Source organism: Streptomyces sp. NPDC032822 (genome assembly GCF_055578825.1).
Window position 1 is genome coordinate 128,737 of record NZ_JBVIOL010000007.1, and the last position, 23,715, is coordinate 152,451.

A 23,715-nucleotide genomic window follows, 5' to 3' on the forward strand; every position below is an offset into this window, starting at 1 on the left:
CCGGAACGCTACTGCATGCGTCGTACAGGCGGACGCCGGGCCAACAAGTCACGCGGAAGGGATTGACGTGCTTGCTGACAGGCAGTCTCATAAGATGCGCGGGAGTGAACCGCCGGTAACACACGATGAGGTGGACGACGAGGTGGATCAGTCATGACGACCCTGACCGATACCGACGCGCTCGACGGACTGCGTGACGCGCTCGGACTGCTCAAGGACCGGGAGCAGGTGGCCGAGCGGCTGCTCGCCTCGTCGGCCAAGCACTCCTTCGACCCGGACAAGGAACTGGACTGGGACGCGCCCTTCGAGGAGGGCAAGTGGTTCTGGCCGCCGGAACTGGTGTCGCTCTACGACACCCCGATGTGGAAGCGGATGAGCGAGGAGCAGCGGATCCTGCTCTCGCAGCACGAGGCCGCCGCGCTCGCCTCGCTCGGCATCTGGTTCGAGCTGATCCTGATGCAGCTGCTCGTCCGGCACATCTACGACAAGGCGGCGACGAGCGCCCACGTGCGGTACGCACTCACCGAGATCGAGGACGAGTGCCGCCACTCCAAGATGTTCGCCCGGCTGATCTCCCGCGGCGAGACGCCCTACTACCCGGTGAGCCGCGCCCATCAGCACCTCGGCCGGCTGTTCAAGACCATCTCCACCACCCCGGGCTCCTTCACGGCCACCCTGCTCGGCGAGGAGGTCCTCGACTGGATGCAGCGGCTGACCTTCCCGGACGAGCGGGTGCAGACGCTGATCCGCGGGGTGACCCGGATCCACGTGGTCGAGGAGGCCCGTCATGTGCGGTACGCCCGCGAGGAGCTGCGGCGCCAGATGGTGACGGCGCCCAGGTGGTCGCAGGAGTTCACGCGGGTCACCTCCGGTGAGTTCGCCCGGGTGTTCTCGGTGGCGTTCGTGAACCCCGACGTCTATCCGAACGTGGGACTCGACCGGCGCGAGGCCATGGCCCAGGTACAGGCCAGCGGACACCGCCGGGAGGTCATGCAGACCGGCGCGAAACGGCTGACGGACTTCCTGGACGACATCGGGGTGCTGCGGGGTGTGGGCAGGCGTCTGTGGAGGTCATCGGGGCTGCTGGCCTGACGTGGACCGCGGACCGCGGGCCGGCGGGGGCTGGTCGCGCGGTTCCCCGCGCCCCTGGGGGGACCGAACGCCGGCCGACCCTGCCCACCCGGGGGCGCGGGGAACCGCGCGACCAGCCACGACGCTCCTGTGGACGCCCGACTACGCTGCACCCATGACCCCCGCCGCGCCCGCCTACCGCCGCCTCAGCGTCGAGGAACGACGCAGCCAGCTCCTGGAGGCCGCCCTCGGCCTCTTCGCGCACCGGGTGCCCGAGGACGTGTCGCTCGACGACGTGGCGGAGGCGGCCGGGGTGTCCCGCCCGCTCGTGTACCGGTACTTCCCGGGCGGCAAGCAGCAGTTGTACGAGGCCGCCCTCCGGTCCGCCGCCGAGGAACTGCGGACCTGTTTCGACGAGCCCCGCGAGGGCCCGCTCCTCCCCCGCCTCGCCCGCGCCCTGGACCGCTATCTCGCCTTCGTCGACCAGCACGACGCCGGCTTCAGCGCCCTGCTCCAGGGCGGCAGCGTCGTCGAGACGTCCCGTACGACGGCCATAGTGGACGGGGTGCGCCGGGCCGCCGCGGAGCACATCATGCGGCACCTGGAGGTCACCGAGCCCGGTCCCCGGCTGCGGATGACCGTACGGATGTGGATCACGGCCGTGGAGGCGGCCTCGCTGATCTGGCTGGACGAGGACAAGCAGCCGCCGGCCGACGAACTGCGGGACTGGCTGGTCGAGCAGTTCGTGGCGGTCCTGTCGGTGACGGCCCGGCGGGACCCGCAGACCTCGGAGCTGATCGAGGCCGTGCTGACCGACGGCTGACCCCCGCGCCCGATGGCCGACACTGGTCCCGTGAAGAGCGAAGACACCCCCTTCGAGGGCGGCCCCATGGACGGACGTGTCCTGCCCGTCCTGGTGGGCGCCACCGGGCACCCGCCCAAGACGTACCGTATCCCGGTCCCGGACGCCGCCGGCGGCCCGCCCACCGTGCTGGTCTACCGCCGGGTCCCGCGCGCGCGGAGCGGGAAGCTCGCACTGCACCAGGGCTGGAAGTACGCGTACGACCCCACCGGACGGACGGGCCGACGCAGGTGGCCGTGGTCCAGGCCGGACGCCACGCCGGGCGGCAAACCGGACGCCACCGAAGGGTGACGCCGTTGCGCCGAACCGCGCACACCCGGCGCGCGGGCCCGGCCGCCACGTCTGATGCTCACGATGCGGAGCGGAAGCGCTGCCCCGCACCGGAGGTGATGACGTGTCAGGAAGGCTTCTGCGTCTCGTCTGTACGACGGCGACGGCGGCGATGGTGGCCGCGACCGTCCTCGCGCCGCTGCCCTCGGTGGCCGTACCGGAGCCCGGGGAGCCCGGCGAGCGGTCCGTGGCCGAGCTGCTGACGGACCTTCAGCGGCTATACCAGGAGGCGGAGGAGGCCACCGAGACGTACAACGCCACCGAGGAACGGCTGAGGAAGCAGCGCGGCGAGACGACCCGGCTGGACGCCGCGCTGTCCCGCGCCCGGCTCTCGCTGCACGACAGCCGGGGAGCGGCCGGCCGGCTGGCCCGGCAGCAGTACCAGAACAGCACCGACATCTCCCCGTACGTGCGGCTGCTCCTGGCCCGCGACCCGCAGCACGCGCTCGACCAGGGCCATGTGATCGGCCAGTTGGCGCGCGAGCGGGCGGAGACGGTGGGCCGGCTGACCGGCAGCGAGAAGAAGGCCGACGACCTGGCCCGCGACGCCCGCGAGGCCCTCGACGCCCGGCTCACCCTGGCCGCCCGGCAGAAGAAGGAGCGGGACGCCGTACGGAAGCGTCTTGAGGACGTCGAGGAGCTGCTCGCCTCGCTCACCGCCGAACAGCTGGCCGCGCTGGCCGAGTTCGAGGAGGAGGGCGTCGACAGGGCGCAGCGGGAACTCGTGACCTCCGGCGCCCTCGGTGAGGACCGTGAGCCGTCCCGGGAGGGCGACCGCGCGCTGCGGTACGCCCTCCGTCAGATCGGGAAGCCGTACGAGTGGGGCGCGGAGGGCCCGAAGTCGTACGACTGCTCCGGGCTCACGTCCCAGGCCTGGGGGCATGCCGGTACGCCGATCCCCCGCACCAGCCAGGAGCAGTGGGCCCGGCTGCCGAGGGTCCCGCTCGACGAACTGCGGCCGGGTGACCTGGTGGTCTACTACCCCGAGGCCACCCATGTGGCGATGTATCTGGGCGAGGGCGAGGTGGTCCAGGCCCCGCGGACCGGCGAGAAGGTCAGGATCTCCCCCGTCGCGTCCCACCCGATCCTGGGGGTCGTACGCCCGGACGAGCGTCAGGCGCCCGCGACCGACCCCAGATAGGCGGCGGTCTTCTCCGGCTCGTAGAAGAAGTTCTCGAAGTCGGCCGGGTCGTCGAAGGCGTTGGCGAAACGGTCCGCCACCGGGGGGAGCTGACCCGCCGCGCCGATCAGGTTCAGCACGTGCTCCGGCGGCGGGCCGAGCATCGCATTCGTCCACTTGGTGACGTGCTGGGCGGTGTCCCAGTAGCGGTCGAACGTGGCCCGCATCCAGGTCTCGTCGAACTCCCGGTCCTCGTGCTCCAGGATCGAGGCGAGGTAGGCCGCCGCGCACTTGGACGCCGAGTTGGAGCCCTGCCCGGTGATCGGGTCGTTGGCGACGACCACGTCGGCCACGCCGAGGACGAGTCCGCCGCCGGGGAGGCGGCCGACGGGGTTGCGGACCGTGGGGGCGTACCGGCCGGCCAGCGTGCCGCCGGCGTCGGTCAGTTCGACCTTCGTGGCCCGCGCGTACTCCCAGGGCGTGTACCTCTCCATGAGCTCCAGGGTCAGGGAGAGGTGCCGCGCCGGGTCCTTGACGCCGTTGAAGACGTCGAGCGGGCCGCCGGGGACGCCCTCCCAGAAGAGGATGTCGGCGCGGCCGGAGGTCGTGAACGTCGGCATGACGAAGAGTTCACCGACGCCGGGGACCAGGTTGCAGCGGACCGCTTCGTGGTCCGGGTGCTCCGGGCGCGGGCCGAGTCCGTGGACGTAGGCGACCGCGAGGGCACGCTGCGGCTCGGCGTACGGGGAACGCGCGGAGTCCCGGCCGAACATCGACACCAGTTCGCCCTTGCCGGCCGACACCAGCACCAGGTCGTACGTACGGGAGAAGTAGTCGAGGTCGCCGACCGCCGCGCCGTGGATGACCAACTGGCCGCCGCGCTGCGCGAACGTCTCCATCCAGCCGGCCATCTTCACCCGCTGGTCGACCGACTGCGCGTACCCGTCGAGCTTGCCCACCCAGTCGATCGCGCGGGCCGCGGGGCCCTCGTCCCAGGAGCCGGGGGCGGCGACCGAGACGCCCAGTCCCTCGATCCTCGGAGCCTGGGACTCCCAGAAGTTCAACTGGAGGTCGCGCTCGTGCTGGAGTGCCGTGTGGAACATGCACTGCGTCGACATGACCCGGCCGGACCGGATCTCGTCCGCGGTCCGGTTGGACATCAGGGTGACCTCGTACCCGTGCGACTGGAGGCCGAGGGCGAGCTGGAGACCGGCCTGACCGGCTCCGACGACGAGTATCTTCCGCATGCGGGTGGTGGCTCCTAGTTCGCGACTGCTCGGGATTACTCGGGGGTGAAGTCCAGCGCGTGGCCGACGAGGGACAGCAGGGTCTCGATCACCGAGATCCTCCGCCGCGCGTCCATGATCATGACAGGTATGTGCCGGGGGATGGTCAGCGCCTCCCGCACGTCCTCCGGCTCGAACCGCTCACTGCCGTCGAAGTGGTTCACCGCCACGACGTACGGCAGCCCGCAACTCTCGAAGTAGTCCAGCGCGGGCCAGCAGTCCTTCAGGCGGCGGGTGTCGGCCAGCACGACCGCCCCGATCGCGCCGCGCACCAGGTCGTCCCACATGAACCAGAACCGCTGCTGGCCCGGCGTGCCGAAGACGTAGAGCACCAGGTCGTCGTCGAGCGTGAGGCGGCCGAAGTCCATGGCCACGGTGGTGGTCAGCTTGCCGGGCGTGGCGGTGAGGTCGTCGTGCTCCTCACTCGCCTCGGTCATCAGCGCCTCGGTCTCCAGGGGCGTGATCTCCGAGAGGGCGGTGACCATGGTGGTCTTGCCGACGCCGAAGCCGCCCGCCACGACTATCTTCGTGGCGATCGGCGCGCGGGTGCGGTCCGACTGCCAGGGCCGCAGCGGCTCGTCGGGTTCGACGAGGCCCTGCTCGCCGAACCCCGGTTCGCGGCGCCCCGGTGCGGGGCGCGGGGAGACACCGCGAGCGGCGTCAGAGACGACGGAGTCCACTCAGCACCCTTTCCAGCAGAACGCGGTCGGGGCGGCCCGTGCCGTGACCGGTTCCCGTTCCGTACACCCGGATCTTTCCCTGGTCCGCGAGGTCGCTGAGGAGCACCCGGACCACGCCGAGCGGCATCTTCAGCAGCGCGGCGATCTCGGCCACCGTGCGCATCCGGCGGCACAGTTCGACGATGGCCCGCATCTCCGGCATGACCCGGCTGTCGAGGACGCCGTTCGTCAGTTCCCTGCGCTCCTCGGCGGCCTCGATCGCGGCGGTGCTCGCCACGAACGTCTCCACGAGGAGGACGTGCCCGAAGCGGGTACGGCCGCCGGTGAGCGAGTAGGGGCGCACCCGGGCCGACTTGCGGTCGCCGCCGCGGACGGGCAGCTTCCGCGGCGTACCGCCGGCGTTCCCGCTGTCGCTGCGGGTGCCGTTGCCGCCGCTCATGGGGCGCTCCCCGTCGACTCGTCCTCCAGGGACTGCCGTAGCTCGCTGCGGAGTTCCGGCGTCAGGACGTGGCCGGCGCGGCCCACGAAGAGCGCCATGTGGTATGCCACCACGCTCATGTCGCAGTCCGCGGAGCCGTGCACGCCGAGCAGCGAACCGTCGCTGATCGACATCACGTACAGACTGCCCTCGTCCATCGCGACCATCGTGTGCTTCACCGGACCGGAGTCCATCAGCTTGGCGGCGCCGACGGTGAGGCTGCCGATGCCGGAGACGATGGTGGCGAGGTCGGCGGCGGAGCCGCGCGGGCCGGACGGCTTCTCGTCTCGCGGTTCGCGTGCCTCCGCGTTCCGCTCGGGGTCGGAGGAGAGCAGGAGCAGCCCGTCGGAGGAGACGACGGCGACCGACTGGATGCCGGGCACCTCCTCGACGAGATTGGTCAGCAGAAAGTGAAGATTGCGTGCCTCACGACTCAGTCCGAAGGTACTGGGCGCGGTCAACTGCTTGCCTCCTCGGCTGTGCCCCCCGTGACTTCTTCGGATCCTGCGGATTCCCTGACGGGCACGTTGTTACGGCCCGTCTGTTCGGCGATCTCCGCCTCCACGTCGCGGTACCCCGCCTCCGCCCCCCGGCGGAAGCCGCCGAGGCGGCGGCGGAGTGCTTCGGCGTCGACGGAGCCGCTGCTCTGCCGCTGCGGCGGTGCGGCGGCGGCGATCTTGGGTGTGCGCTTGGGGAGGCCCTTGTCGGTGACAGGTTCCTCCGGCTGGTCCGGGACGCGGTCATCTGCGTCGGGGACACGTTCATGGGTGTCGGGCCCGATGGTGTAAGGGTCCTGGGCCGGCTCCCGGGCCTCTCCGGCCTGCTGGGGCTCCTCGGGTTCCGGGACCAGCAGCTCCATCGTGGTCTCGGCCGCCGCCTCCGGCGCGGAGGACTCGCCCTCGCCTCCGTCTCCGTCGGCGTCCGCGTCACCGTTCTCGTCCGCCTGCGACTGCCGTACGGCCGTCTCGGCGAGCGTGACCAGGGGGTCGCCGCCCTCGGAACGGCCGTACAGGACGTTGGAGTTGACCTCCGCGTCGGCGCCCGGAAGGGAGAAGGTGTGGGTGCCGCCCGCGGCGGGTGACGTCGAGGCCGTCGGGACGGCGGCCGTCGACGCGGCGGCCAGCAGGGTCTTCGGGAGCACGACGACCGCCGCGACACCGCCCTGCTTCTGCTCACGCAACTGGACGCGCACACCGTGCCGGTGGGCGAGGCGGGCGACGACGTACAGGCCGAGCCCGAGGCCGTCCTCGCCGTCCTGGTCGTAGGAGTCGTACGTCGTCTCGGGGTCGAAGTCGCCGAGGCGGGTGTTGAGCTTGGTCAGCCGGTCGACGGTCATGCCGATGCCCTCGTCCTGGACGGAGAGCATGACCTCGCCGCTCTCCAGGAGCCAGGCGGAGACCTCGACGGGCAGGTCGGGAGGGGAGAACGAGGTGGCGTTCTCCATGAGTTCGGCCAGCAGGTGGGAGAGGTCGTCGGCGGCGAACCCGGCGATGTGGGCGTGCGGCGGCAGGGCCGCGATGCGGACCCGCTCGTACCGCTCGATCTCGCTGACCGCGGCGCGCACGACGTCGACGAGCGGGACGGGGCCCGCGCTCTGCTGGACGTGCTCGGTGCCGGCGAGGACGAGGAGGTTCTCGCTGTGCCGGCGCATGACGGTGGCGAAGTGGTCGAGCTTGAAGAGCGTGGCGAGCCGTTCCGGGTCCTGCTCGCGCTCCTCCAGGCCCTCGATGACGGCGAGTTGCCGCTCGACGAGGCCGAGGGTGCGCAGCGCGAGGCTGACGAAGGTGGCGCCGATGCTGGTGCGCAGCCGCTCCAGCTGGGCGGCGGACTCGGTGAGTTCGCCCTTCAGCTGCTCGCGGGCGTCGGCCATCTTCTGCCGCTGGCCGACCAGGTGCTTGCGGTCGGACTCCAGGGTGGCGACCCGCTCGGCGAGCGCGACGGCGTGCGCGTGCAGGGTGTTGACCGAGCGGACGACCTGGGCGAACTCGTCGTTGCGGCCGGTGAAGGTGACCGGTTCCTGGGCGGTGGCGTCCTCGGCCTCGGCGAGCCGGGCCGAGCCGCGACGCAGCACGGAGAGCGGCCGGGTGAGCGTACGGGCCATGGCGGTGGCGATGCCGACGGCCAGCAGCATCAGGGCGCCGAGGACGGCGATCCGCAGCTCCAGCGCGGTGACGTCGTCGTCGCGCAGCTGGGCGAGGTCCTTGACCCGGCGCTCGTAGAGGGCGGCTTCCGCGCCGCGCATCGCGTCGATCCGGGCGGAGAGGGTGGCGTCGACCTTGGTGGCGCTGGTGCCGAGTTCGCCGCCGGAGAGGGTCGGCTGGTCGGTGAGGGCGGCGAGGTACTTGTCGGCGGAGTTGACCTCGGGGCCGGTGACCGTGGAGTCGTAGCTCGCCTTGGCCGCCGTGGGCGCGGTGTCCGCGAAGTCGGCGAGGGCGGCGTCGGAGCGCAGGCGGGCCTGCTGGGCGGCGGCGCTGAGGGCGTCGCGCTGCGCGGTGTCGGCCTTCGAGGAGCTGGTCTCGGTGGACGGCAGGCCGGTGATCGGGTCCACGACGGTCTGGGTGCTCGTCGGCACGGCGAGCGCCGCCAGGAGGAGCCCGCGGGTCGCGGCGGCCTGCTGGACGGCGGAGTCGAGTTCGGCGAGGGCGTAGCCGCCGGAGCCCGCGCGGGGCGGCAGTCGCTCGGCCAGCTCCTCGGCGAGCCGGTGCAGGTCGGTGATGGCCGCGGAGTACGCCTGGTGTGCTTCGAGGGCGCTGCTCTTGCCGGTGAGCGCCGCCCGGCGGACGGCCGCGATGCCGTCGAGGTCACCGCGTACGGCGGCGGGCAGGTCGGAGTCGGCGTGCAGTTCCTCCACCTGCCGGTCGACGCGGGCGCTGCGCTGCTCGTCGGGGGCCTTGGTCTTGGGGCGGCCGGCGGCGATGTACGGCGTCACCTCGTCGCGCTCGTCGGCGAGCGAGTGGGCGAGCGCGAGGGCGTCCTGCGTCTGCTCGGCGAGCGTCACCAGGTCCTGCGAGTCGCTGAGTTCGCCGGAGGCGGTGATCAGGGAGGGTGCTCCGGCCCCGGCGATGGCGGCGGCCACGACGGTGACGGCGAGGATGAGCCGCGTGCGTACATGGGTGCGCCGGCCCGTGCCGACAGGGGCGCTCGGCGTGCCGGGAGCGCCGGACGGACCGGGGACGGCGGTGCCGGGCGTGCCCTCCGCGCCTTTCCCGGAGGCCGCCTTCTTGCCTGTACGACGAGGCCGCGTCTTCTGCACCGGTGCTCGCATTCCTGACTCGTGAGTACCCATGGACCGGATAACGCTCCGTCACCAGGTGTCGACTCTGCGTACACCTGGTACGGTCCCCGACCCTCCCAGTGCCGGTGGGCGGTGGCCGCGCATCGCTCGACCCGCCACCCGAAGGAGTGAACATCGGACGGGAGTTGGCGGGCAAGTTCCCGAGGCTCGCGCGACACCCCTGCGCCGCGGGCCGGTTGGACGTCGGCGTCGGCCGGTGGCACTATTCGCCACCACGCCCGCCCGGAGCAAACCATTCCACCCCAAACCAGGCGCCTGACCTGCACGGCTGCGGTCATCCCGTAACCGATGTCGGCCTTTTGTGATCTCGGTGAAGGGCTCGTGCAGACTGGCCGGATGCGTACGGAACTTGTTTCGGAACCCGGTGATCCCGGCCGCCTCGACGAGGACTTCGCCGGTGTCGCGCTACCGGCCTCCGGACTGGGCGGTGTGCTCGTCGTCCTGGACGGAGTGACACCGCCGAGGACCGCGACGGGCTGTCTGCATTCGGTCCCCTGGTTCGTGTCCCGACTGGGCGGCGCCCTGACCGAACTGACCGTTTCCTGTAGAGATCTGACGCTGGAGGAGATCCTCTCCCGGGCGATCCGTCGAACAGCCGAGGCACATCAAGCCACTTGTGACCTTTCTCACCCACGCACCCCGCAGGCCACGGTGGTTCTGGCCCGCTGGTCGCCTCGGACGCTGGAGTACCTGGTCCTGTCGGACTCCGCGCTGCTCGTCGAGTCCCCGGCGGGCCCGGTGACCGCGATCCTGGACGACCGCCTCTCCCGCCTGTCCCGGGCCGCCCTGGCGACGGACGCCCTGGTCGACTCCACGGTCCGCAACATGGAGGGCGGCTTCTTCACGGCCGCGGCGGATCCGACGGTGGCGGAGCGGGCGGTGACGGGCACCCTGCCGCGCCCGGACGTCCGCGCGCTGGCCGCCCTGACGGACGGGGCGACACGGTGGGTGGAGCGGTTCCGCGAGGGCGACTGGGGGGACTGCCTCACCTTCGTCCGGAAGGAGGGGGCGGGGGCGTTGGTCGCGCGCGTGCGGGAGTTGGAGCGGGCGGACGCGGAGGCTCGGGAGTTCCTGGGGCGGAGCAAGACGCACGACGACGCGACGGTGGTGTTCGTGGAGCTGTGACCTGGCGGACGGCTCCCCGTATGAACGACGTCCAGGCGGTGACGGACAGCAGGAGGACCGGGCCTCCGGGCACAGGGCGGCGACCACGGCCGGATCATCGGCGTTCGTCTTCACCGGGTGAAGCGTCACGGGGTGAATGCGTCACCGGATGCATCACCACGCCATGTGCCGCGCCGGCCGTCACGCCGTCGCGGCACTCGTGTGTGAGGCGGATGTCCGGCCCGTGTCGAGGAAGACGCCGGAGACCTGCTTCTCCGGCCTGTTCCGCCAGTCCCTACTTTTCCATCCCCTGGTTCAACTGACCGAGCAGCCGGGCCAGTTCCCCGACCTCGCGCGCGTCCCAGTCGGCCAGTCGCCCCGCGTACCGGGCCCGGCGGGCCTCACGGACCCGGCGTACCCGGTGCCGGCCCTCTTCGGTCAGGGTGACCAGCCAGGCGCGGCCGTCCGCCGGGTCGGGTTCGCGGGCCACCAGGCCGAGTTCCTCCAGGGCGCGCAGTTGGCGGGACATCGTCGCCTTGCCGACGCCGATGTACCCGGCGAGTTCCGTGGCCCGCTGGCGGCCGAGCTCGTCGAGGCGGATCAGGAGGCCGTAGGCCGCGGACTCCAGGTCGGGGTGGACCTCGCGGGCCATCTCGCCCTGGTTGGCGCGGGCGCGTCGCAGCAGGACGGTCAGTTCGCGTTCCAGGGCGAGGAACGCGGGCTGGTCCACACCGCTCGCGGACACGCCGGATGCGACTCCGCGTCCGTCGCCGTTTCCGTCTTCGCGCACGTCAGCCCCTGCCTCGGTTTCCCGATCCTGAAAGTTTCCGCCAAATGGCCCCATCGCCGCAGCTCGGCCAGTATTTCGCAGGGCTGGACCAACGGCAGCATCCGGGCTTCTTTCCCTCCACTCGACGGGCCCCGCCTCCCTCTCCCCCGCCCGGGTTCCACCGAGCGGCACCGAGCCGTCGCGGGCACGCTGGGTTCGTGTACAGAACCGGTTCGCCCCACCCCCACCGCGCCCGGCGCCGCTTCCTCGCCGGCCTCCTGCTCACCGCCCTCATAGTTCCCCTCGCCCTCACCGTCCCGGCCTCCGCCGAGACCGCCCCCGCTCCCGCCCGCGGCACCGCCCACATGGGCATGGGCGTCCTCGCCCACGACGGCCAGGACGGTGTGCCCGCCCGCACCCGCGCCGCCCAGACCGAGGGCGTCGACGTCTCCAGCCATCAGGGCAACGTCGACTGGTCCACCCTGTGGGGCAGCGGGGTCAGATGGGCCTACGCGAAGGCGACCGAGGGGACGTACTACTCGAACCCCTACTACGCCCAGCAGTACAACGGCTCGTACAACGTCGGCATGGTCCGTGGCGCCTACCACTTCGCCACCCCGGACACCACCACCGGCGCCGCCCAGGCGAACCACTTCGTCGACCACGGCGGCGGCTGGTCCAAGGACGGCAGGACGCTGCCCGGCGCGCTCGACATCGAGTGGAACCCGTACGGCGACGCCTGCTTCGGCAAGTCGCGGAGCGCGATGGTCGCCTGGATCCGCGACTTCCTGAACCAGTACCGGGCGCGCACGGGACGCAACGCCGTCATCTACACCGCCACCAGCTGGTGGACCCAGTGCACCGGCGACTACGCCGGGTTCGCCGCCAACCCTCTGTGGATCGCGCGGTACGCGTCCGCCGTGGGGACCCTGCCGGCCGGCTGGGGCAACTACACCATGTGGCAGTACACGTCCTCCGGCCCGACCGTCGGCGACCACGACCGGTTCGACGGCGCCCTCGACCGGGTCGCCGCGCTCGCCCGCGGCTGAACCCCGCCGCGGGCAGGACGAAGGCCCGGGCCTCCCTCACGGGACCCGGGCCCTGCCTCTCCGGTCGCGTCCGTCACGCCGCGACCGGAACCTCCGACGCGGCCCCGTTCTCCGCCGGGGACAACGCCAGCTCCAGGACCTGGCGGACGTCCGTGACGGCGTGGACGTCGAGCTTGTCCAGCACCTCGGCCGGGACGTCGTCCAGGTCGGGTTCGTTGCGCTTGGGGATGACGACCGTGGTGACGCCCGCCCGGTGCGCGGCGAGCAGCTTCTGCTTCACACCGCCGATCGGGAGGACCCGGCCGGTCAGCGAGACCTCACCGGTCATCGCCACGTCCGTGCGGACGAGCCGGCCGCTCAGCAGCGACGCCAGCGCCGTCGTCATCGTGACGCCCGCGCTCGGGCCGTCCTTGGGGACCGCGCCCGCCGGGAAGTGGATGTGCACGCCCCGGTCCTTCAGGTCGGCCACGGGGAGTTCCAGTTCCGCCCCGTGCGACCGCAGGAAGCTCAGCGCGATCTGCGCCGACTCCTTCATCACGTCACCCAGTTGGCCGGTCAGGGTCAGGCCCGCCGCGCCCGTCTCCGGGTCGGCCAGCGAGGCCTCGACGAACAGCACGTCGCCGCCCGCTCCGGTGACCGCGAGGCCGGTGGCGACACCGGGGACCGCCGTCCGGCGCTCCGCCGGGTCCTGCGCGGACTCGGGCACGTGGTGCGGCCGTCCGATCAGGGCCCGCAGGTCCTCGTCCCGGACGGTGAACGGCAGCTTCCGCTCGCCCAGTTCGTGCTGGGCCGCGACCTTGCGCAGCAGCCGTGCGATCGACCGCTCCAGGGTGCGGACGCCCGCCTCGCGCGTGTACTCGCCGGCGAGCTTGCGCAGCGCGCTCTCGTCGAGAGCGACCTCGTCCTTTTCGAGGCCCGCCCGCTCCAGCTGACGCGGCAGCAGGTGGTCGCGGGCGATGACGACCTTCTCGTCCTCGGTGTAGCCGTCCAGGCGGACCAGCTCCATCCGGTCGAGCAGGGCCTCCGGGATGGCCTCCAGGACGTTCGCCGTCGCCAGGAAGACGACGTCCGACAGGTCCAGCTCCACCTCCAGGTAGTGGTCCCGGAAGGTGTGGTTCTGCGCCGGGTCCAGCACCTCCAGGAGGGCGGCGGCCGGGTCGCCCCGGTAGTCCGAGCCCACCTTGTCGATCTCGTCGAGCAGGACCACCGGGTTCATCGACCCGGCCTCCTTGATCGCCCGGACGATGCGGCCGGGCAGCGCGCCGACGTATGTACGCCGGTGGCCGCGGATCTCCGCCTCGTCGCGGACGCCGCCGAGGGCGACCCGGACGAACTTGCGGCCCATGGCGTGCGCGACGGACTCGCCGAGGCTGGTCTTGCCGACCCCGGGCGGGCCGACGAGCGCGAGCACGGCACCGCCGCGCCGGCCGCCGACGACACCCAGGCCCCGGTCGGTACGGCGCTTGCGCACCGCCAGGTACTCGGTGATCCGCTCCTTCACGTCTTCCAGACCGGCGTGTTCGGCGTCCAGGACCGCCTGGGCGCCCGGGATGTCGTACACGTCCTCGGTCCGTTCGTTCCACGGCAGTTCGAGGACCGTGTCGAGCCAGGTCCGGATCCACGAGCCCTCGGGCGACTGGTCACTGGACCGCTCCAGCTTGTCGACCTCCTTGAGGGCGGCCTCGCGGACCTTCTCGGGCAGGTCGGCGGCCTCCACCCGGGCCCGGTAGTCGTCGGACTCCTCGCCCTCCGCCTCTCCGTTGAGGTCGCGGAGTTCCTTGCGTACGGCTTCCAGCTGGCGGCGGAGCAGGAACTCGCGCTGCTGCTTGTCGACGCCTTCCTGGACGTCCTTGGCGATGGTCTCGGCGACGTCCTGCTCGGCGAGGTGGTCACGCAGTTGCTGGGTGGCGAGCTTGAGACGGGCGACCGGGTCGGCGGTCTCCAGGAGCTCCACCTTCTGGCCGGTGGTCAGGAAGGGCGAGTAACCGGAGTTGTCGGCCAGCGCGGAGACGCCGTCGATGGCCTGCACACGGTCCACGACCTGCCAGGCGCCGCGCTTGCGCAGCCAGGCGGTCGCCAGCGCCTTGTACTCCTTGACCAGTTCGCCGACGTGCCCCGGCAGCGGCTCGGGCACGCTCTCGTCGATCCGCGTCCCCTCGACCCACAGCGCCGCGCCCGGACCGGTGGTCCCGGCGCCGATCTGCACGCGCCCGCGTCCACGGATCAGCGCGCCCGGGTCGCCGTCGGCCAGCCGGCCGACCTGCTCCACGGTGCCGAGCACGCCGGTACTCGGGTACGCGCCGTCGATGCGCGGCACCAGCAGCACCCTCGGCTTGCCGGGCTCCGACCGCGCGGCGGCCTCGGCGGCCTCCACCGCGGCCCGCACCTCGGCGTCGTTCAGGTCCAACGGCACCACCATTCCGGGCAGCACGACCTCGTCGTCGAGCGGCAACACAGGCAGAGTGAACGCTGTGGACTCAGTAGCCATGATCTCCCCTTCGGCATTCAAGTTGAGCTATGCCGACTCAATGCATGTGAGCCCTTGATTGTTCCCCCGGCCGCGTTCGCTGTGAGCGATCACGCCCCGACCAGCCCCTGACCGGCCACTGTTCGCCCACTGACCAGGTCTGTCATGATGCGGCGGGTGATCGCTCCCATACCCCCGGTGGTCCCCGCGGGCCGCATGTGCGACAACACCCAACCCGTGCTCGACCTTCCCGGCACCGGTCTCGAACTCAGGCCGTGGCGGCTCGCGGACGCCGACGCGCTGGTCGCGGCGAGCCACGATCCCGCCATCGGCCACTGGAACCTTCTGCCCGCCGTCTCCGAGGACGGGGCACGCGCGCGTATCGCGCGCATGCACGACCGCTGGACGACGGAGACGGGCGCGGTCTGGGCCGTCGCCCGCCCCGACGGAGGCGAGGCCCTCGGCCTGGCAGCCTGGATCGGCGTCGACCTCCAGCGCGGTCACGGCGAGATCGCCTACTGGATGCTGCCCGCGGGCCGCGGCGCCGGTGTCGCGGTCGAGGCCGCGCGCCGCCTGACCCGCTGGGCCCTGGACGACCTCGGCCTGCACCGGCTCACCCTCTGCCACTCGGCGGCCAACCAGGCGTCCTGCCGAGTCGCCCAGAAGGCCGGCTTCCCGCTGGAGGGCACCATGCGCGGCTCCCTCCTGCACGCGGACAGGTGGCACGACCAGCATCCGCACGCGCGCGTGCGGGGCGACGACTGACCAGCCCTCCAGAAGAGGAACCGACCGACCGCCACAGCACCGCTGGCCCACCGCTATGAATCCGCGACGGCGTTCACAGGGAGAGCCCACACACCGCGAGCCCGTTCACGGCCCCGGTTCACAGCCCGTGGGGGCGACTTCGGAGGACGAGAGCCGTCTCGGCGTCCCCGAACCGGCCCGGCGTCCGGCGTCCGCACGGCGCGGCTGGCGCACCGACACGGCCACGGCCACCGCCACCGCCACCGCCACCGCCACCGAGGGCACGGTCGCCCCGCCGGCTCCGGCTCCGGCTCCGGCTCCGGCTCCGGCTCCGGCTCCGGCTCCGGCTCCGGCTCCGGCGACAGGAGATCCGGCGCCGGCCGGGCGCTGTCTCCCGTAGAGGTTCGGGGTGTTCCACGGCTGTCCGGTCCGGCTGTCCGGTCCGGGAGTTCCGGTCGTAGACCGCCTGGTCGCGGGACTTGCCGGGCGGGCTCGCCCCGGCGGCCGTGGCGCGCGCGGCGGAGGCCGTCGGACTCCCCGACCGACTGGGAGACCGGCCGCGGATGCTGTCCGGCGGGACGAAGAAGCGTGTCGGAGTTCGCCCAGACCGTCGCGACTCGGCCGGCGGCTACGAGGCCGTGGTCCGGTCGGACATGGTCCGGTCCGGCCGGGACCGGTCCGAACCCGACTGGTCCGAACCCGACTGGTCCGAACCCGACTGGTCCGAACGCGACCGGTCCGAACCCGGCTGATCCGAACGCGACCGGTTCGGCTGAGCGTGGCGTCTCACCAGTGGCCATGTCCCGATGCCGATGGTGAACGCCAGCAGGTGGCCCCAGTTGGTCATCGGGTCGGTGAAGGCCAGCAGGTCCTGGACCAGCATCCCGCCGAACAGGGCGAGCAGCGGCCAGCGCAGCCACGGGGTGAGGAGACCGGCCAGGGCCCCCACCCCGGCGGCGACGCCGAAGCTGACGCCGTAGTCGAGGCGGTGCAGCGAACTCTCCGGCAGCCGGCCGGCGAGGACCGCGAGCCCTATGGGCACTTCGGTCGCGAGGGTGGCGAGGACATGGCCGAGGAGGAAGACACCGGCCGTGCGCAGACCGCCGATCCGCCGCTCCAGCGCGGTGAGCACGAGGAGCAGGCCGATCGCGAACGGCGAGAGGATCCCGCCCGCCACCCACAGCGCACTGGCCGGCAGCACGAACATCGGCATCCGCACGAGGTGCGCCACATCGGTGCTGGACGCCTGGTGGAGCTGGTGCACGAGGGCGGGGTCGGCGTACCGGGTGACCAGTGAGGTGACGGCGAGGACGGTGGCGTAGCCGAAGGTGAACGGTGTCCCGGTCGGCGTCGGGAGCAGCCGCCAGGGGCGGAGGCGGAGCCATGCCCGGGAAGGCCCGACCGCGGGGGACGCGACGGGCACGTCAGGCGCGTCCGGCACGGCCGTCGACGTGCCTCGCTGGCGCGGCATCCCGTCCAGCAGCTCGTGCACGTCGGGCCGGTCGGCCGTCTCGGTCCGTTCCAAGGTGAGGCGCTCCTTCCCCTTTCACCCCACCCTCGACGCACCACGGGACCCTGTCTGTGACCTGCGCCACCCAGGCGCCGATTCACAGGGACTTCTCAAGGAGCGCCGGGCGGCGCCGACCCTGCGCGATGTCGCCCGGCCCGCCCCCTCCCTCCTGCCAGGATGGGCCGATGTCCACCTCGTACGACGTTCCCCAGGTCCTGGACCGGCGCGACGGTCCGCACGGCGAGGTCGTTCTGCGGCGGCATGGCGAGTTACTGCAGATCATCGCCAACGGCTGCTTCCTGATGGACACCTCCGACGGGCGCTCGGAGCGGCTGCTCGTGGACGCGGCGCTGGACGCGCTCGGCGGTCGCCGCGAGCCGAGTGTGCTCATCGGCGGTCTCGGCGTCGGCTTCTCGCTCGCACACGCCGCGGCCGATCCCCGCTGGGTCCGCATCATCGTCGTCGAACGCGAGCGCGCCATCATCGACTGGCACCTCGCGGGTCCCCTGTCCGCGCTCTCGGCGGACGCTCTCGCGGATCCGCGCACGGAGATTGTGGAAACGGACCTTTTCGCTTTCGTCAATGAGAGATGCGACACGTTCGACGCACTGTGCGTGGACGTGGACAACGGGCCCGGCTGGACGGTCACCGAGGGCAACCGCGACCTGTACTCCGCGGCCGGACTGGCAAGCTGCGCAAGGGCGTTGCGTCCGGGTGGGGTACTTGCGGTGTGGTCCGCCCGGCCCTCTCCGGAATTTGAAGGATCCCTATGGAATGCCGGGTTCCAACAGGTGCGTACCGAAGAGATCCCGGTTGCCCGGGGAGTTCCGGACGTCGTGCATCTCGCGGTCCGACCTGGATAGCAAAGCCACGGTGACTCCCCGTACTCTGCTTCCCTGACGCCGATCATTCAAGCGTCAAGCGCAGTCATGCGCAGACAAGGGATCACCCCACTGGTTCCGGAATTGCACACCTCAGGGGCGGGCGATGGAGCAGACACACACCTCCCACAACGGCACGGCGGCGACCCCGGGCGCACAGCGCCGGGTGCTCGTCGTCGAAGACGATCCGACGATCGTGGACGCCATCGCGACCCGCCTGCGCGCCGAGGGATTCCTCGTGCAAACAGCGGGCGACGGCCCGTCCGCGGTCGACACCGCCGAGGCCTGGCAGCCCGATCTGCTGATCCTCGACATCATGCTGCCCGGCTTCGACGGCCTGGAGGTCTGCCGGCGTGTGCAGGCCGCCCGACCGGTGCCGGTCATGATGCTCACCGCACGGGACGACGAGACCGACATGCTGGTCGGGCTCGGCGTCGGCGCCGACGACTACATGACCAAGCCGTTCTCCATGCGGGAGCTGGCCGCCCGCGTGCACGTCCTGCTGCGCCGGGTGGAGCGGGCCGCCATCGCGGCCTCGACCCCGCGCAGCGGGATCCTCCGGCTCGGCGAGCTGGAGATCGACCACGCGCAGCGCCGGGTACGGGTGCGCTCCGAGGACGTCCATCTGACGCCCACGGAGTTCGACCTGCTGGTCTGCCTGGCCAACACCCCGCGCGCGGTGCTCTCCCGGGAGCAGCTGCTGGCCGAGGTGTGGGACTGGGCGGACGCCTCCGGCACCCGGACCGTCGACAGCCACATCAAGGCACTGCGCCGGAAGATCGGCGCCGAGCGGATCCGCACGGTGCACGGCGTGGGCTACGCCCTGGAGACGCCGACGCCATGAGCGAGGGGCCGGCCGCACCAAGACGCCCTGGGGACCCCTGGGGCGGCGTACGCCCGTTCTCGATCAAGACCAAGCTGGGCGCGCTGGTCGTGATCTCGGTGCTGATCACCACGGGTCTGTTGATGATCGCGGTGCACACCAAGACGGAGCTGCGGTTCATCACGGTCTTCTCGATGATCGCCACACTGTTGATTACGCAGTTCGTGGCGCATTCGCTCACCGCGCCGCTGGACGAGATGAACGCGGTGGCCCGTTCCATCTCGCACGGCGACTACACCCGCCGGGTGCGGGAGAACCGCCGGGACGAGCTGGGTGACCTGGCCCAGACGATCAACCACATGGCGGACGACCTGGAGGCGCAGGAACGGCAGCGCAAGGAGCTCGTGGCGAATGTCTCGCACGAGCTGCGCACGCCGATCGCGGGTCTGCGGGCGGTCCTGGAGAACATCGTCGACGGCGTCACCGAGGCCGACCCCGAGACGATGCGGACGGCCCTGAAGCAGACCGAGCGGCTGGGGCGTCTCGTGGAGACGCTCCTCGACCTGTCCCGGCTGGACAACGGGGTCGTCCCGCTGCGCAAGCGGCGCTTCGAGGTGTGGCCGTATCTCTCGGGCGTGCTGAAGGAGGCCAACATGGTCGCCTCCGCGCGCGCGGGCATCGCGTCCGGCTCCGGCAGCCACACGCGTACGGACGTCCATCTGCACCTCGACGTGTCCCCGCCGGAGCTGACCGCGCACGCGGACCCCGAGCGGATCCACCAGGTGGTGGCGAATCTCATCGACAACGCGGTCAAGCACAGCCCGCCGCACGGCCGGGTCACCGTCAAGGCGCGGCGCGGGACCACCCACGAGTCGCTGGAGCTGGAAGTCCTCGACGAGGGCCCCGGCATTCCGCGTTCGGAGTGGCACCGGGTCTTCGAGCGGTTCAACCGCGGCAGTGTCAACCGGCCGCACGGTCCGGGCAGTGACGGCGGCACGGGTCTCGGCCTGGCGATCGTCCGCTGGGCGGTGGATCTGCACGGAGGCCGGATCGGTGTGGCCGAATCCGAGCGGGGCTGCCGGATTCTTGTCACCCTTCCGGGACTTCCATCTCTGCCAAGTTGACGTAAAGTTCGAGGCGGAGCCACAAGATCCACGGGCGTCCGCACTGACGGACACGTGTGATCAGGAAGAGGCCCGCGCCGTTGTCGCGCCTGGGCCCGCTCAACCCATGCCGGACGAAGCGGAACCACGCTTGTTTCCCGCCATTTCCAGCCCTGAAACACGCTGTTCGATGTGACTTACACGACGATGGACGGGCCCGGCCTGACCTACCCGGTCTTGGAGGCGTAGCCTTTATTCCCGCTGTCCATCACCTTGTGAAGCGGAAGAGGGCGGTTGCCGCCGTGTCGCCACAGTCCCCCAGTAACTCGAGCATCTCGACCGACGCAGACCAAGCGGGCAAGAACCCCGCAGCGGCCTTCGGTCCCAACGAGTGGCTCGTCGACGAGATCTATCAGCAGTACCTCCAGGATCCGAATTCCGTAGACCGAGCCTGGTGGGACTTCTTCGCCGACTACAAGCCGGGCGCGGCTGCCGCCTCGGCTCCGGCGGGTACTGCGGCCGCGGGGGCCGCAGGGACCACTCCGTCCACACCGTCCCAGCCCGCGCCCGCCGCCCCGCCCGCACAGGCCCAGGCGCCCGCACAGGCTCCTGCCGCGGCGGCCCCGGCTCCCGCGGCCCCGAAGCCCGTGGTCGCCGCTCAGGCGCCGGCCCAGGCCCCCGCGCCGGCCAAGGCCGCGGCTCCGGCCGCGAAGCCCGCCGCCGCCAAGCCTGCTGCCGAGCCGGCCGCCGCGTCGTCGGAGGGTCCGGAGTTCGTGACGCTGCGCGGCCCGGCCGCCGCGGTCGCCAAGAACATGAACGCCTCGCTGGAACTGCCCACGGCCACGTCCGTGCGCGCGGTCCCGGTGAAGCTGCTGTTCGACAACCGCATCGTCATCAACAACCACCTCAAGCGCGCCCGGGGCGGGAAGATCTCCTTCACGCACCTGATCGGCTTCGCGATGGTGCAGGCCATCAAGGCCATGCCGTCGATGAACTGGCACTTCGCGGAGAAGGACGGGAAGCCCACCCTCGTCAAGCCCGCGCACGTCACCTTCGGCCTGGCCATCGACCTGGTCAAGCCGAACGGCGACCGCCAGCTCGTCGTGGCCGGCATCAAGAAGGCCGAGACGCTGAACTTCTTCGAGTTCTGGCAGGCCTACGAGGACATCGTCCGCCGCGCCCGCGACGGCAAGCTGACGATGGACGACTTCACCGGGGTCACGGTCTCCCTGACCAACCCCGGCGGCCTCGGCACCGTCCACTCCGTCCCGCGTCTGATGCCCGGCCAGTCGGTCATCATGGGCGTCGGCTCGATGGACTACCCGGCGGAGTTCCAGGGCACCTCCCAGGACACCCTGAACAAGCTCGGTATCGCGAAGGTCATGACGCTCACGTCGACCTACGACCACCGGGTGATCCAGGGCGCCGCGTCCGGCGAGTTCCTGCGCGTCGTCGCGAACTACCTGCTCGGCGAGAACGGCTTCTACGACGAGATCTTCGAGGCGCTGCGCATCCCCTACGAGCCGGTCCGCTGGCTCAAGGACATCGACGCCAGCCACGACGACGACGTCACCAAGGCCGCCCGCGTCTTCGAGCTGATCCACTCCTACCGGGTCCGGGGCCACGTCATGGCCGACACCGACCCGCTGGAGTACCGCCAGCGCAAGCACCCCGACCTGGACATCACCGAGCACGGCCTCACCCTGTGGGACCTGGAGCGGGAGTTCGCGGTCGGCGGCTTCGCCGGCAAGTCCCTGATGAAGCTGCGGGACATCCTCGGTGTGCTGCGTGACTCCTACTGCCGCACCACCGGCGTCGAGTTCATGCACATCCAGGACCCCAAGCAGCGCAGGTGGATCCAGGACCGCATCGAGCGCGCGCACAGCAAGCCGGAGCGCGAGGAGCAACTGCGCATCCTGCGCCGCCTGAACGCGGCGGAGGCCTTCGAGACCTTCCTGCAGACGAAGTACGTCGGCCAGAAGCGCTTCTCCCTGGAGGGCGGCGAGTCCGTCATCCCGCTGCTGGACGCGGTCCTCGACAGCGCGGCCGAATCCCGCCTCGACGAGGTCGTCATCGGCATGGCCCACCGAGGCCGCCTGAACGTCCTGGCGAACATCGTCGGCAAGTCGTACGCGCAGATCTTCCGCGAGTTCGAGGGCAACCTCGACCCGAAGTCGATGCACGGCTCCGGCGACGTGAAGTACCACCTGGGCGCCGAGGGCACCTTCACCGGTCTGGACGGCGAGCAGATCAAGGTCTCGCTGGCCGCGAACCCGTCCCACCTGGAGACGGTCGACCCGATCATCGAGGGCATCAGCCGCGCCAAGCAGGACATCATCAACAAGGGCGGCACCGACTTCACCGTCCTGCCGGTGGCCCTGCACGGCGACGCGGCCTTCGCGGGCCAGGGCGTGGTGGCCGAGACCCTGAACATGTCTCAGCTGCGCGGCTACCGCACGGGCGGCACGGTCCACATCGTCATCAACAACCAGGTCGGCTTCACGGCCGCCCCGGAGTCGTCCCGCTCGTCGATGTACGCGACGGACGTGGCGAGGATGATCGAGGCCCCGATCTTCCACGTGAACGGCGACGACCCGGAGGCCGTCGTGCGCGTCGCGCGCCTGGCCTTCGAGTTCCGCCAGGCGTTCAACAAGGACGTGGTGATCGACCTCATCTGCTACCGCCGCCGCGGTCACAACGAGTCGGACAACCCTGCCTTCACCCAGCCCCTGATGTACGACCTGATCGACAAGAAGCGCTCGGTGCGCAAGCTGTACACCGAGTCGCTGATCGGCCGGGGCGACATCACCCTGGAAGAGGCCGAGCAGGCTCTCCAGGACTACCAGGGCCAGCTGGAGAAGGTCTTCACCGAGGTCCGCGAGGCCACGGCCAACCCGGCCGCGGCCCCCGTCTCGGACCCGCAGGCGGACTTCCCGGTCGCCGTCAACACCGCGATCTCCTCGGAGGTCGTCAAGCGGATCGCCGAGTCCCAGGTCAACATCCCCGACCACATCACCGTCCACCCGCGTCTGCTGCCGCAGCTGCAGCGCCGGGCGTCGATGGTCGAGGACGGCACCATCGACTGGGGCATGGGCGAGACCCTCGCGGTCGGCTCCCTCCTCCTGGAGGGCGTCCCCGTCCGGCTGTCCGGCCAGGACTCGCAGCGCGGCACCTTCGGTCAGCGCCACGCGGTGCTCATCGACCGCGCGACGGGCGACGAGTTCACCCCGCTGCTCTACCTCTCGGAGGAGCAGGCGCGCTACAACGTCTACAACTCCCTCCTGTCCGAGTACGCGGTCATGGGCTTCGAGTACGGCTACTCGCTGGCCCGCCCCGACGCCCTCGTGATGTGGGAGGCGCAGTTCGGCGACTTCGTCAACGGCGCGCAGACGGTCGTGGACGAGTACATCTCGGCCGCGGAGCAGAAGTGGGGCCAGACGAGCGGCGTCACGCTCCTCCTCCCCCACGGCTACGAGGGCCAGGGCCCGGACCACTCCTCGGCCCGCGTCGAGCGCTTCCTGCAACTCTGCGCCCAGAACAACATGACGGTCGCGATGCCGACCCTCCCGTCGAACTACTTCCACCTCCTGCGGTGGCAGGTGCACAACCCGCACCACAAGCCGCTGGTCGTCTTCACCCCGAAGTCGATGCTGCGCCTCAAGGCCGCGGCCTCGAAGGCGGAGGAGTTCACGAGCGGCCAGTTCCGCCCGGTCATCGGCGACTCGTCGGCCGACCCGGCGGCGGTCAAGAAGGTCGTCTTCTGCGCCGGCAAGGTCTACTACGACCTTGAGGCCGAGCGTCAGAAGCGTGGCGCCACGGACGCCGCCGCGGCCGAGACGGCGATCATCCGCCTTGAGCGCCTGTACCCCCTCCCGGGTGCCGAGCTCCAGGCCGAGATCGCCAAGTACCCGAACGCCGAGAAGTACCTGTGGGCCCAGGAGGAGCCGGCGAACCAGGGTGCCTGGCCGTTCATCGCCCTCAACCTGATCGACCACCTCGACCTGGCGGTCGGCGCGGACGTCCCCCACGGGGGGCGCCTGCGCCGCATCTCCCGCCCGCACGGCTCCTCGCCGGCGGTGGGTTCCGCGAAGCGGCACCAGGCGGAGCAGGAGCAGTTGGTGCGTGAGGTGTTCGAGGCGTAAC

19 protein-coding genes are annotated in these 23,715 nt (G+C 71.3%); 11 read left to right on the forward strand and 8 right to left on the reverse strand.

What is annotated here, in order from left to right:
* Positions 1 to 153 precede the first annotated feature (153 nt).
* The 4 genes from ACZ5VD_RS21105 to ACZ5VD_RS21120 all read left to right on the forward strand — a co-directional run bounded on the left by ACZ5VD_RS21105 (position 154) and on the right by ACZ5VD_RS21120 (position 3,404).
* Positions 154 to 1,092, forward strand: a complete 939-nt coding sequence (locus ACZ5VD_RS21105) for an AurF N-oxygenase family protein (protein ID WP_468682931.1) — start codon at positions 154 to 156, stop codon at positions 1,090 to 1,092.
* A 154-nt stretch (positions 1,093 to 1,246) separates the two neighbouring features.
* A complete protein-coding gene (locus ACZ5VD_RS21110; protein WP_468551028.1) occupies positions 1,247 to 1,894 on the forward strand; it encodes a TetR/AcrR family transcriptional regulator in 648 nt (215 codons plus the stop codon).
* 12 nt (positions 1,895 to 1,906) lie between these two features.
* On the forward strand, positions 1,907 to 2,224 hold the full coding sequence (locus ACZ5VD_RS21115; RefSeq protein WP_468682932.1) for a hypothetical protein: 318 nt from the start codon (positions 1,907 to 1,909) through the stop codon (positions 2,222 to 2,224).
* A 151-nt stretch (positions 2,225 to 2,375) separates the two neighbouring features.
* Positions 2,376 to 3,404, forward strand: coding sequence for a C40 family peptidase (locus ACZ5VD_RS21120; protein WP_468683083.1), 1,029 nt, complete (start codon positions 2,376 to 2,378; stop codon positions 3,402 to 3,404).
* Here ACZ5VD_RS21120 and ACZ5VD_RS21125 read toward each other — a convergent pair.
* Genes ACZ5VD_RS21125 through ACZ5VD_RS21145 form a run of 5 tightly spaced genes read right to left on the reverse strand, consistent with a single transcriptional unit; the run spans position 3,377 to position 9,080 of the window.
* Positions 3,377 to 4,630 (reverse strand): styrene monooxygenase/indole monooxygenase family protein, encoded by a 1,254-nt coding sequence (locus tag ACZ5VD_RS21125; RefSeq protein WP_468551026.1) that lies wholly within the window; start codon positions 4,628 to 4,630, stop codon positions 3,377 to 3,379. The two genes, ACZ5VD_RS21120 and ACZ5VD_RS21125, sit on opposite strands and share 28 nt — an antisense overlap.
* Before the next feature lie 35 nt (positions 4,631 to 4,665).
* Entirely contained in the window at positions 4,666 to 5,349 is a 684-nt protein-coding gene (locus tag ACZ5VD_RS21130) for a GTP-binding protein (RefSeq protein ID WP_468551025.1), read from the reverse strand.
* Positions 5,330 to 5,788, reverse strand: a complete 459-nt coding sequence (locus tag ACZ5VD_RS21135; RefSeq protein ID WP_468682933.1) for a DUF742 domain-containing protein — start codon at positions 5,786 to 5,788, stop codon at positions 5,330 to 5,332. The genes ACZ5VD_RS21130 and ACZ5VD_RS21135 overlap by 20 nt, the downstream gene beginning before the upstream one ends.
* Positions 5,785 to 6,288 carry a roadblock/LC7 domain-containing protein gene (locus tag ACZ5VD_RS21140; RefSeq protein ID WP_468551023.1) on the reverse strand — a complete coding sequence of 168 codons (504 nt, stop codon included), beginning with the start codon at positions 6,286 to 6,288 and terminating at the stop codon, positions 5,785 to 5,787. Before ACZ5VD_RS21140 ends, ACZ5VD_RS21135 begins: the two co-directional genes overlap by 4 nt.
* Positions 6,285 to 9,080: a sensor histidine kinase gene (locus ACZ5VD_RS21145; RefSeq protein ID WP_468551022.1), complete on the reverse strand. Its 2,796-nt coding sequence runs from the start codon at positions 9,078 to 9,080 to the stop codon at positions 6,285 to 6,287. The genes ACZ5VD_RS21140 and ACZ5VD_RS21145 overlap by 4 nt, the downstream gene beginning before the upstream one ends.
* Positions 9,081 to 9,458: 378 nt before the next feature.
* Here ACZ5VD_RS21145 and ACZ5VD_RS21150 point away from each other — a divergent pair, with 378 nt between their 5' ends.
* Positions 9,459 to 10,247, forward strand: coding sequence for a protein phosphatase 2C domain-containing protein (locus tag ACZ5VD_RS21150; RefSeq protein ID WP_468551021.1), 789 nt, complete (start codon positions 9,459 to 9,461; stop codon positions 10,245 to 10,247).
* A 274-nt stretch (positions 10,248 to 10,521) separates the two neighbouring features.
* Here the strand turns inward: ACZ5VD_RS21150 and ACZ5VD_RS21155 are convergent, their stop codons facing one another.
* Positions 10,522 to 11,016 carry a MarR family winged helix-turn-helix transcriptional regulator gene (locus tag ACZ5VD_RS21155; RefSeq protein WP_468551020.1) on the reverse strand — a complete coding sequence of 165 codons (495 nt, stop codon included), beginning with the start codon at positions 11,014 to 11,016 and terminating at the stop codon, positions 10,522 to 10,524.
* Positions 11,017 to 11,213: 197 nt separating this feature from the next.
* On the opposite strand from ACZ5VD_RS21155, the gene ACZ5VD_RS21160 reads away from it, so the two are divergent.
* Positions 11,214 to 12,044 (forward strand): lysozyme, encoded by an 831-nt coding sequence (locus tag ACZ5VD_RS21160; protein WP_468551019.1) that lies wholly within the window; start codon positions 11,214 to 11,216, stop codon positions 12,042 to 12,044.
* 73 nt (positions 12,045 to 12,117) lie between these two features.
* Here ACZ5VD_RS21160 and lon read toward each other — a convergent pair whose 3' ends face one another.
* Complete coding sequence (gene lon, locus ACZ5VD_RS21165) at positions 12,118 to 14,532, reverse strand: endopeptidase La (protein ID WP_468682934.1); 2,415 nt, start codon at positions 14,530 to 14,532, stop codon at positions 12,118 to 12,120.
* A 156-nt stretch (positions 14,533 to 14,688) separates the two neighbouring features.
* Here lon and ACZ5VD_RS21170 point away from each other — a divergent pair, with 156 nt between their 5' ends.
* A complete protein-coding gene (locus ACZ5VD_RS21170; RefSeq protein ID WP_468682935.1) occupies positions 14,689 to 15,276 on the forward strand; it encodes a GNAT family N-acetyltransferase in 588 nt (195 codons plus the stop codon).
* Between the two features lie 607 nt (positions 15,277 to 15,883).
* Here the strand turns inward: ACZ5VD_RS21170 and ACZ5VD_RS21175 are convergent.
* The gene (locus ACZ5VD_RS21175; RefSeq protein WP_468682936.1) at positions 15,884 to 16,780 is read right to left on the reverse strand and encodes a rhomboid-like protein; all 897 of its coding nucleotides are present in this window, start codon (positions 16,778 to 16,780) and stop codon (positions 15,884 to 15,886) included.
* 170 nt (positions 16,781 to 16,950) lie between these two features.
* Here ACZ5VD_RS21175 and ACZ5VD_RS21180 point away from each other — a divergent pair, with 170 nt between their 5' ends.
* From ACZ5VD_RS21180 to ACZ5VD_RS21195, 4 genes are all read left to right on the forward strand, one after another.
* On the forward strand, positions 16,951 to 17,628 hold the full coding sequence (locus ACZ5VD_RS21180) for a spermidine synthase family protein (protein ID WP_468551017.1): 678 nt from the start codon (positions 16,951 to 16,953) through the stop codon (positions 17,626 to 17,628).
* A gap of 124 nt (positions 17,629 to 17,752) precedes the next feature.
* Positions 17,753 to 18,490: a response regulator transcription factor gene (locus tag ACZ5VD_RS21185; RefSeq protein WP_468551016.1), complete on the forward strand. Its 738-nt coding sequence runs from the start codon at positions 17,753 to 17,755 to the stop codon at positions 18,488 to 18,490.
* Entirely contained in the window at positions 18,487 to 19,593 is a 1,107-nt protein-coding gene (locus tag ACZ5VD_RS21190; protein WP_468551015.1) for a HAMP domain-containing sensor histidine kinase, read from the forward strand. The genes ACZ5VD_RS21185 and ACZ5VD_RS21190 overlap by 4 nt, the downstream gene beginning before the upstream one ends.
* Positions 19,594 to 19,874: 281 nt before the next feature.
* On the forward strand, positions 19,875 to 23,714 hold the full coding sequence (locus tag ACZ5VD_RS21195) for a multifunctional oxoglutarate decarboxylase/oxoglutarate dehydrogenase thiamine pyrophosphate-binding subunit/dihydrolipoyllysine-residue succinyltransferase subunit (RefSeq protein ID WP_468682937.1): 3,840 nt from the start codon (positions 19,875 to 19,877) through the stop codon (positions 23,712 to 23,714).
* The last annotated feature ends 1 nt before the right edge of the window (position 23,715 follow it).

What these genes read in the sequence shown, in the direction of transcription:
- ACZ5VD_RS21105 (WP_468682931.1), top strand. Translation starts at nt 154, where the DNA reads ATGACGACCCTGACCGATACCGACGCGCTCGACGGACTGCGTGACGCG.
- ACZ5VD_RS21110 (WP_468551028.1), top strand. Translation starts at nt 1,247, where the DNA reads ATGACCCCCGCCGCGCCCGCCTACCGCCGCCTCAGCGTCGAGGAACGA.
- ACZ5VD_RS21115 (WP_468682932.1), top strand. Translation starts at nt 1,907, where the DNA reads ATGGCCGACACTGGTCCCGTGAAGAGCGAAGACACCCCCTTCGAGGGC.
- ACZ5VD_RS21120 (WP_468683083.1), top strand. Translation starts at nt 2,376, where the DNA reads ATGGTGGCCGCGACCGTCCTCGCGCCGCTGCCCTCGGTGGCCGTACCG.
- ACZ5VD_RS21125 (WP_468551026.1), bottom strand. Translation starts at nt 4,630, where the DNA reads ATGCGGAAGATACTCGTCGTCGGAGCCGGTCAGGCCGGTCTCCAGCTC.
- ACZ5VD_RS21135 (WP_468682933.1), bottom strand. Translation starts at nt 5,788, where the DNA reads ATGAGCGGCGGCAACGGCACCCGCAGCGACAGCGGGAACGCCGGCGGT.
- ACZ5VD_RS21150 (WP_468551021.1), top strand. Translation starts at nt 9,459, where the DNA reads ATGCGTACGGAACTTGTTTCGGAACCCGGTGATCCCGGCCGCCTCGAC.
- lon (WP_468682934.1), bottom strand. Translation starts at nt 14,532, where the DNA reads ATGGCTACTGAGTCCACAGCGTTCACTCTGCCTGTGTTGCCGCTCGAC.
- ACZ5VD_RS21180 (WP_468551017.1), top strand. Translation starts at nt 16,951, where the DNA reads ATGTCCACCTCGTACGACGTTCCCCAGGTCCTGGACCGGCGCGACGGT.
- ACZ5VD_RS21185 (WP_468551016.1), top strand. Translation starts at nt 17,753, where the DNA reads ATGGAGCAGACACACACCTCCCACAACGGCACGGCGGCGACCCCGGGC.
- ACZ5VD_RS21190 (WP_468551015.1), top strand. Translation starts at nt 18,487, where the DNA reads ATGAGCGAGGGGCCGGCCGCACCAAGACGCCCTGGGGACCCCTGGGGC.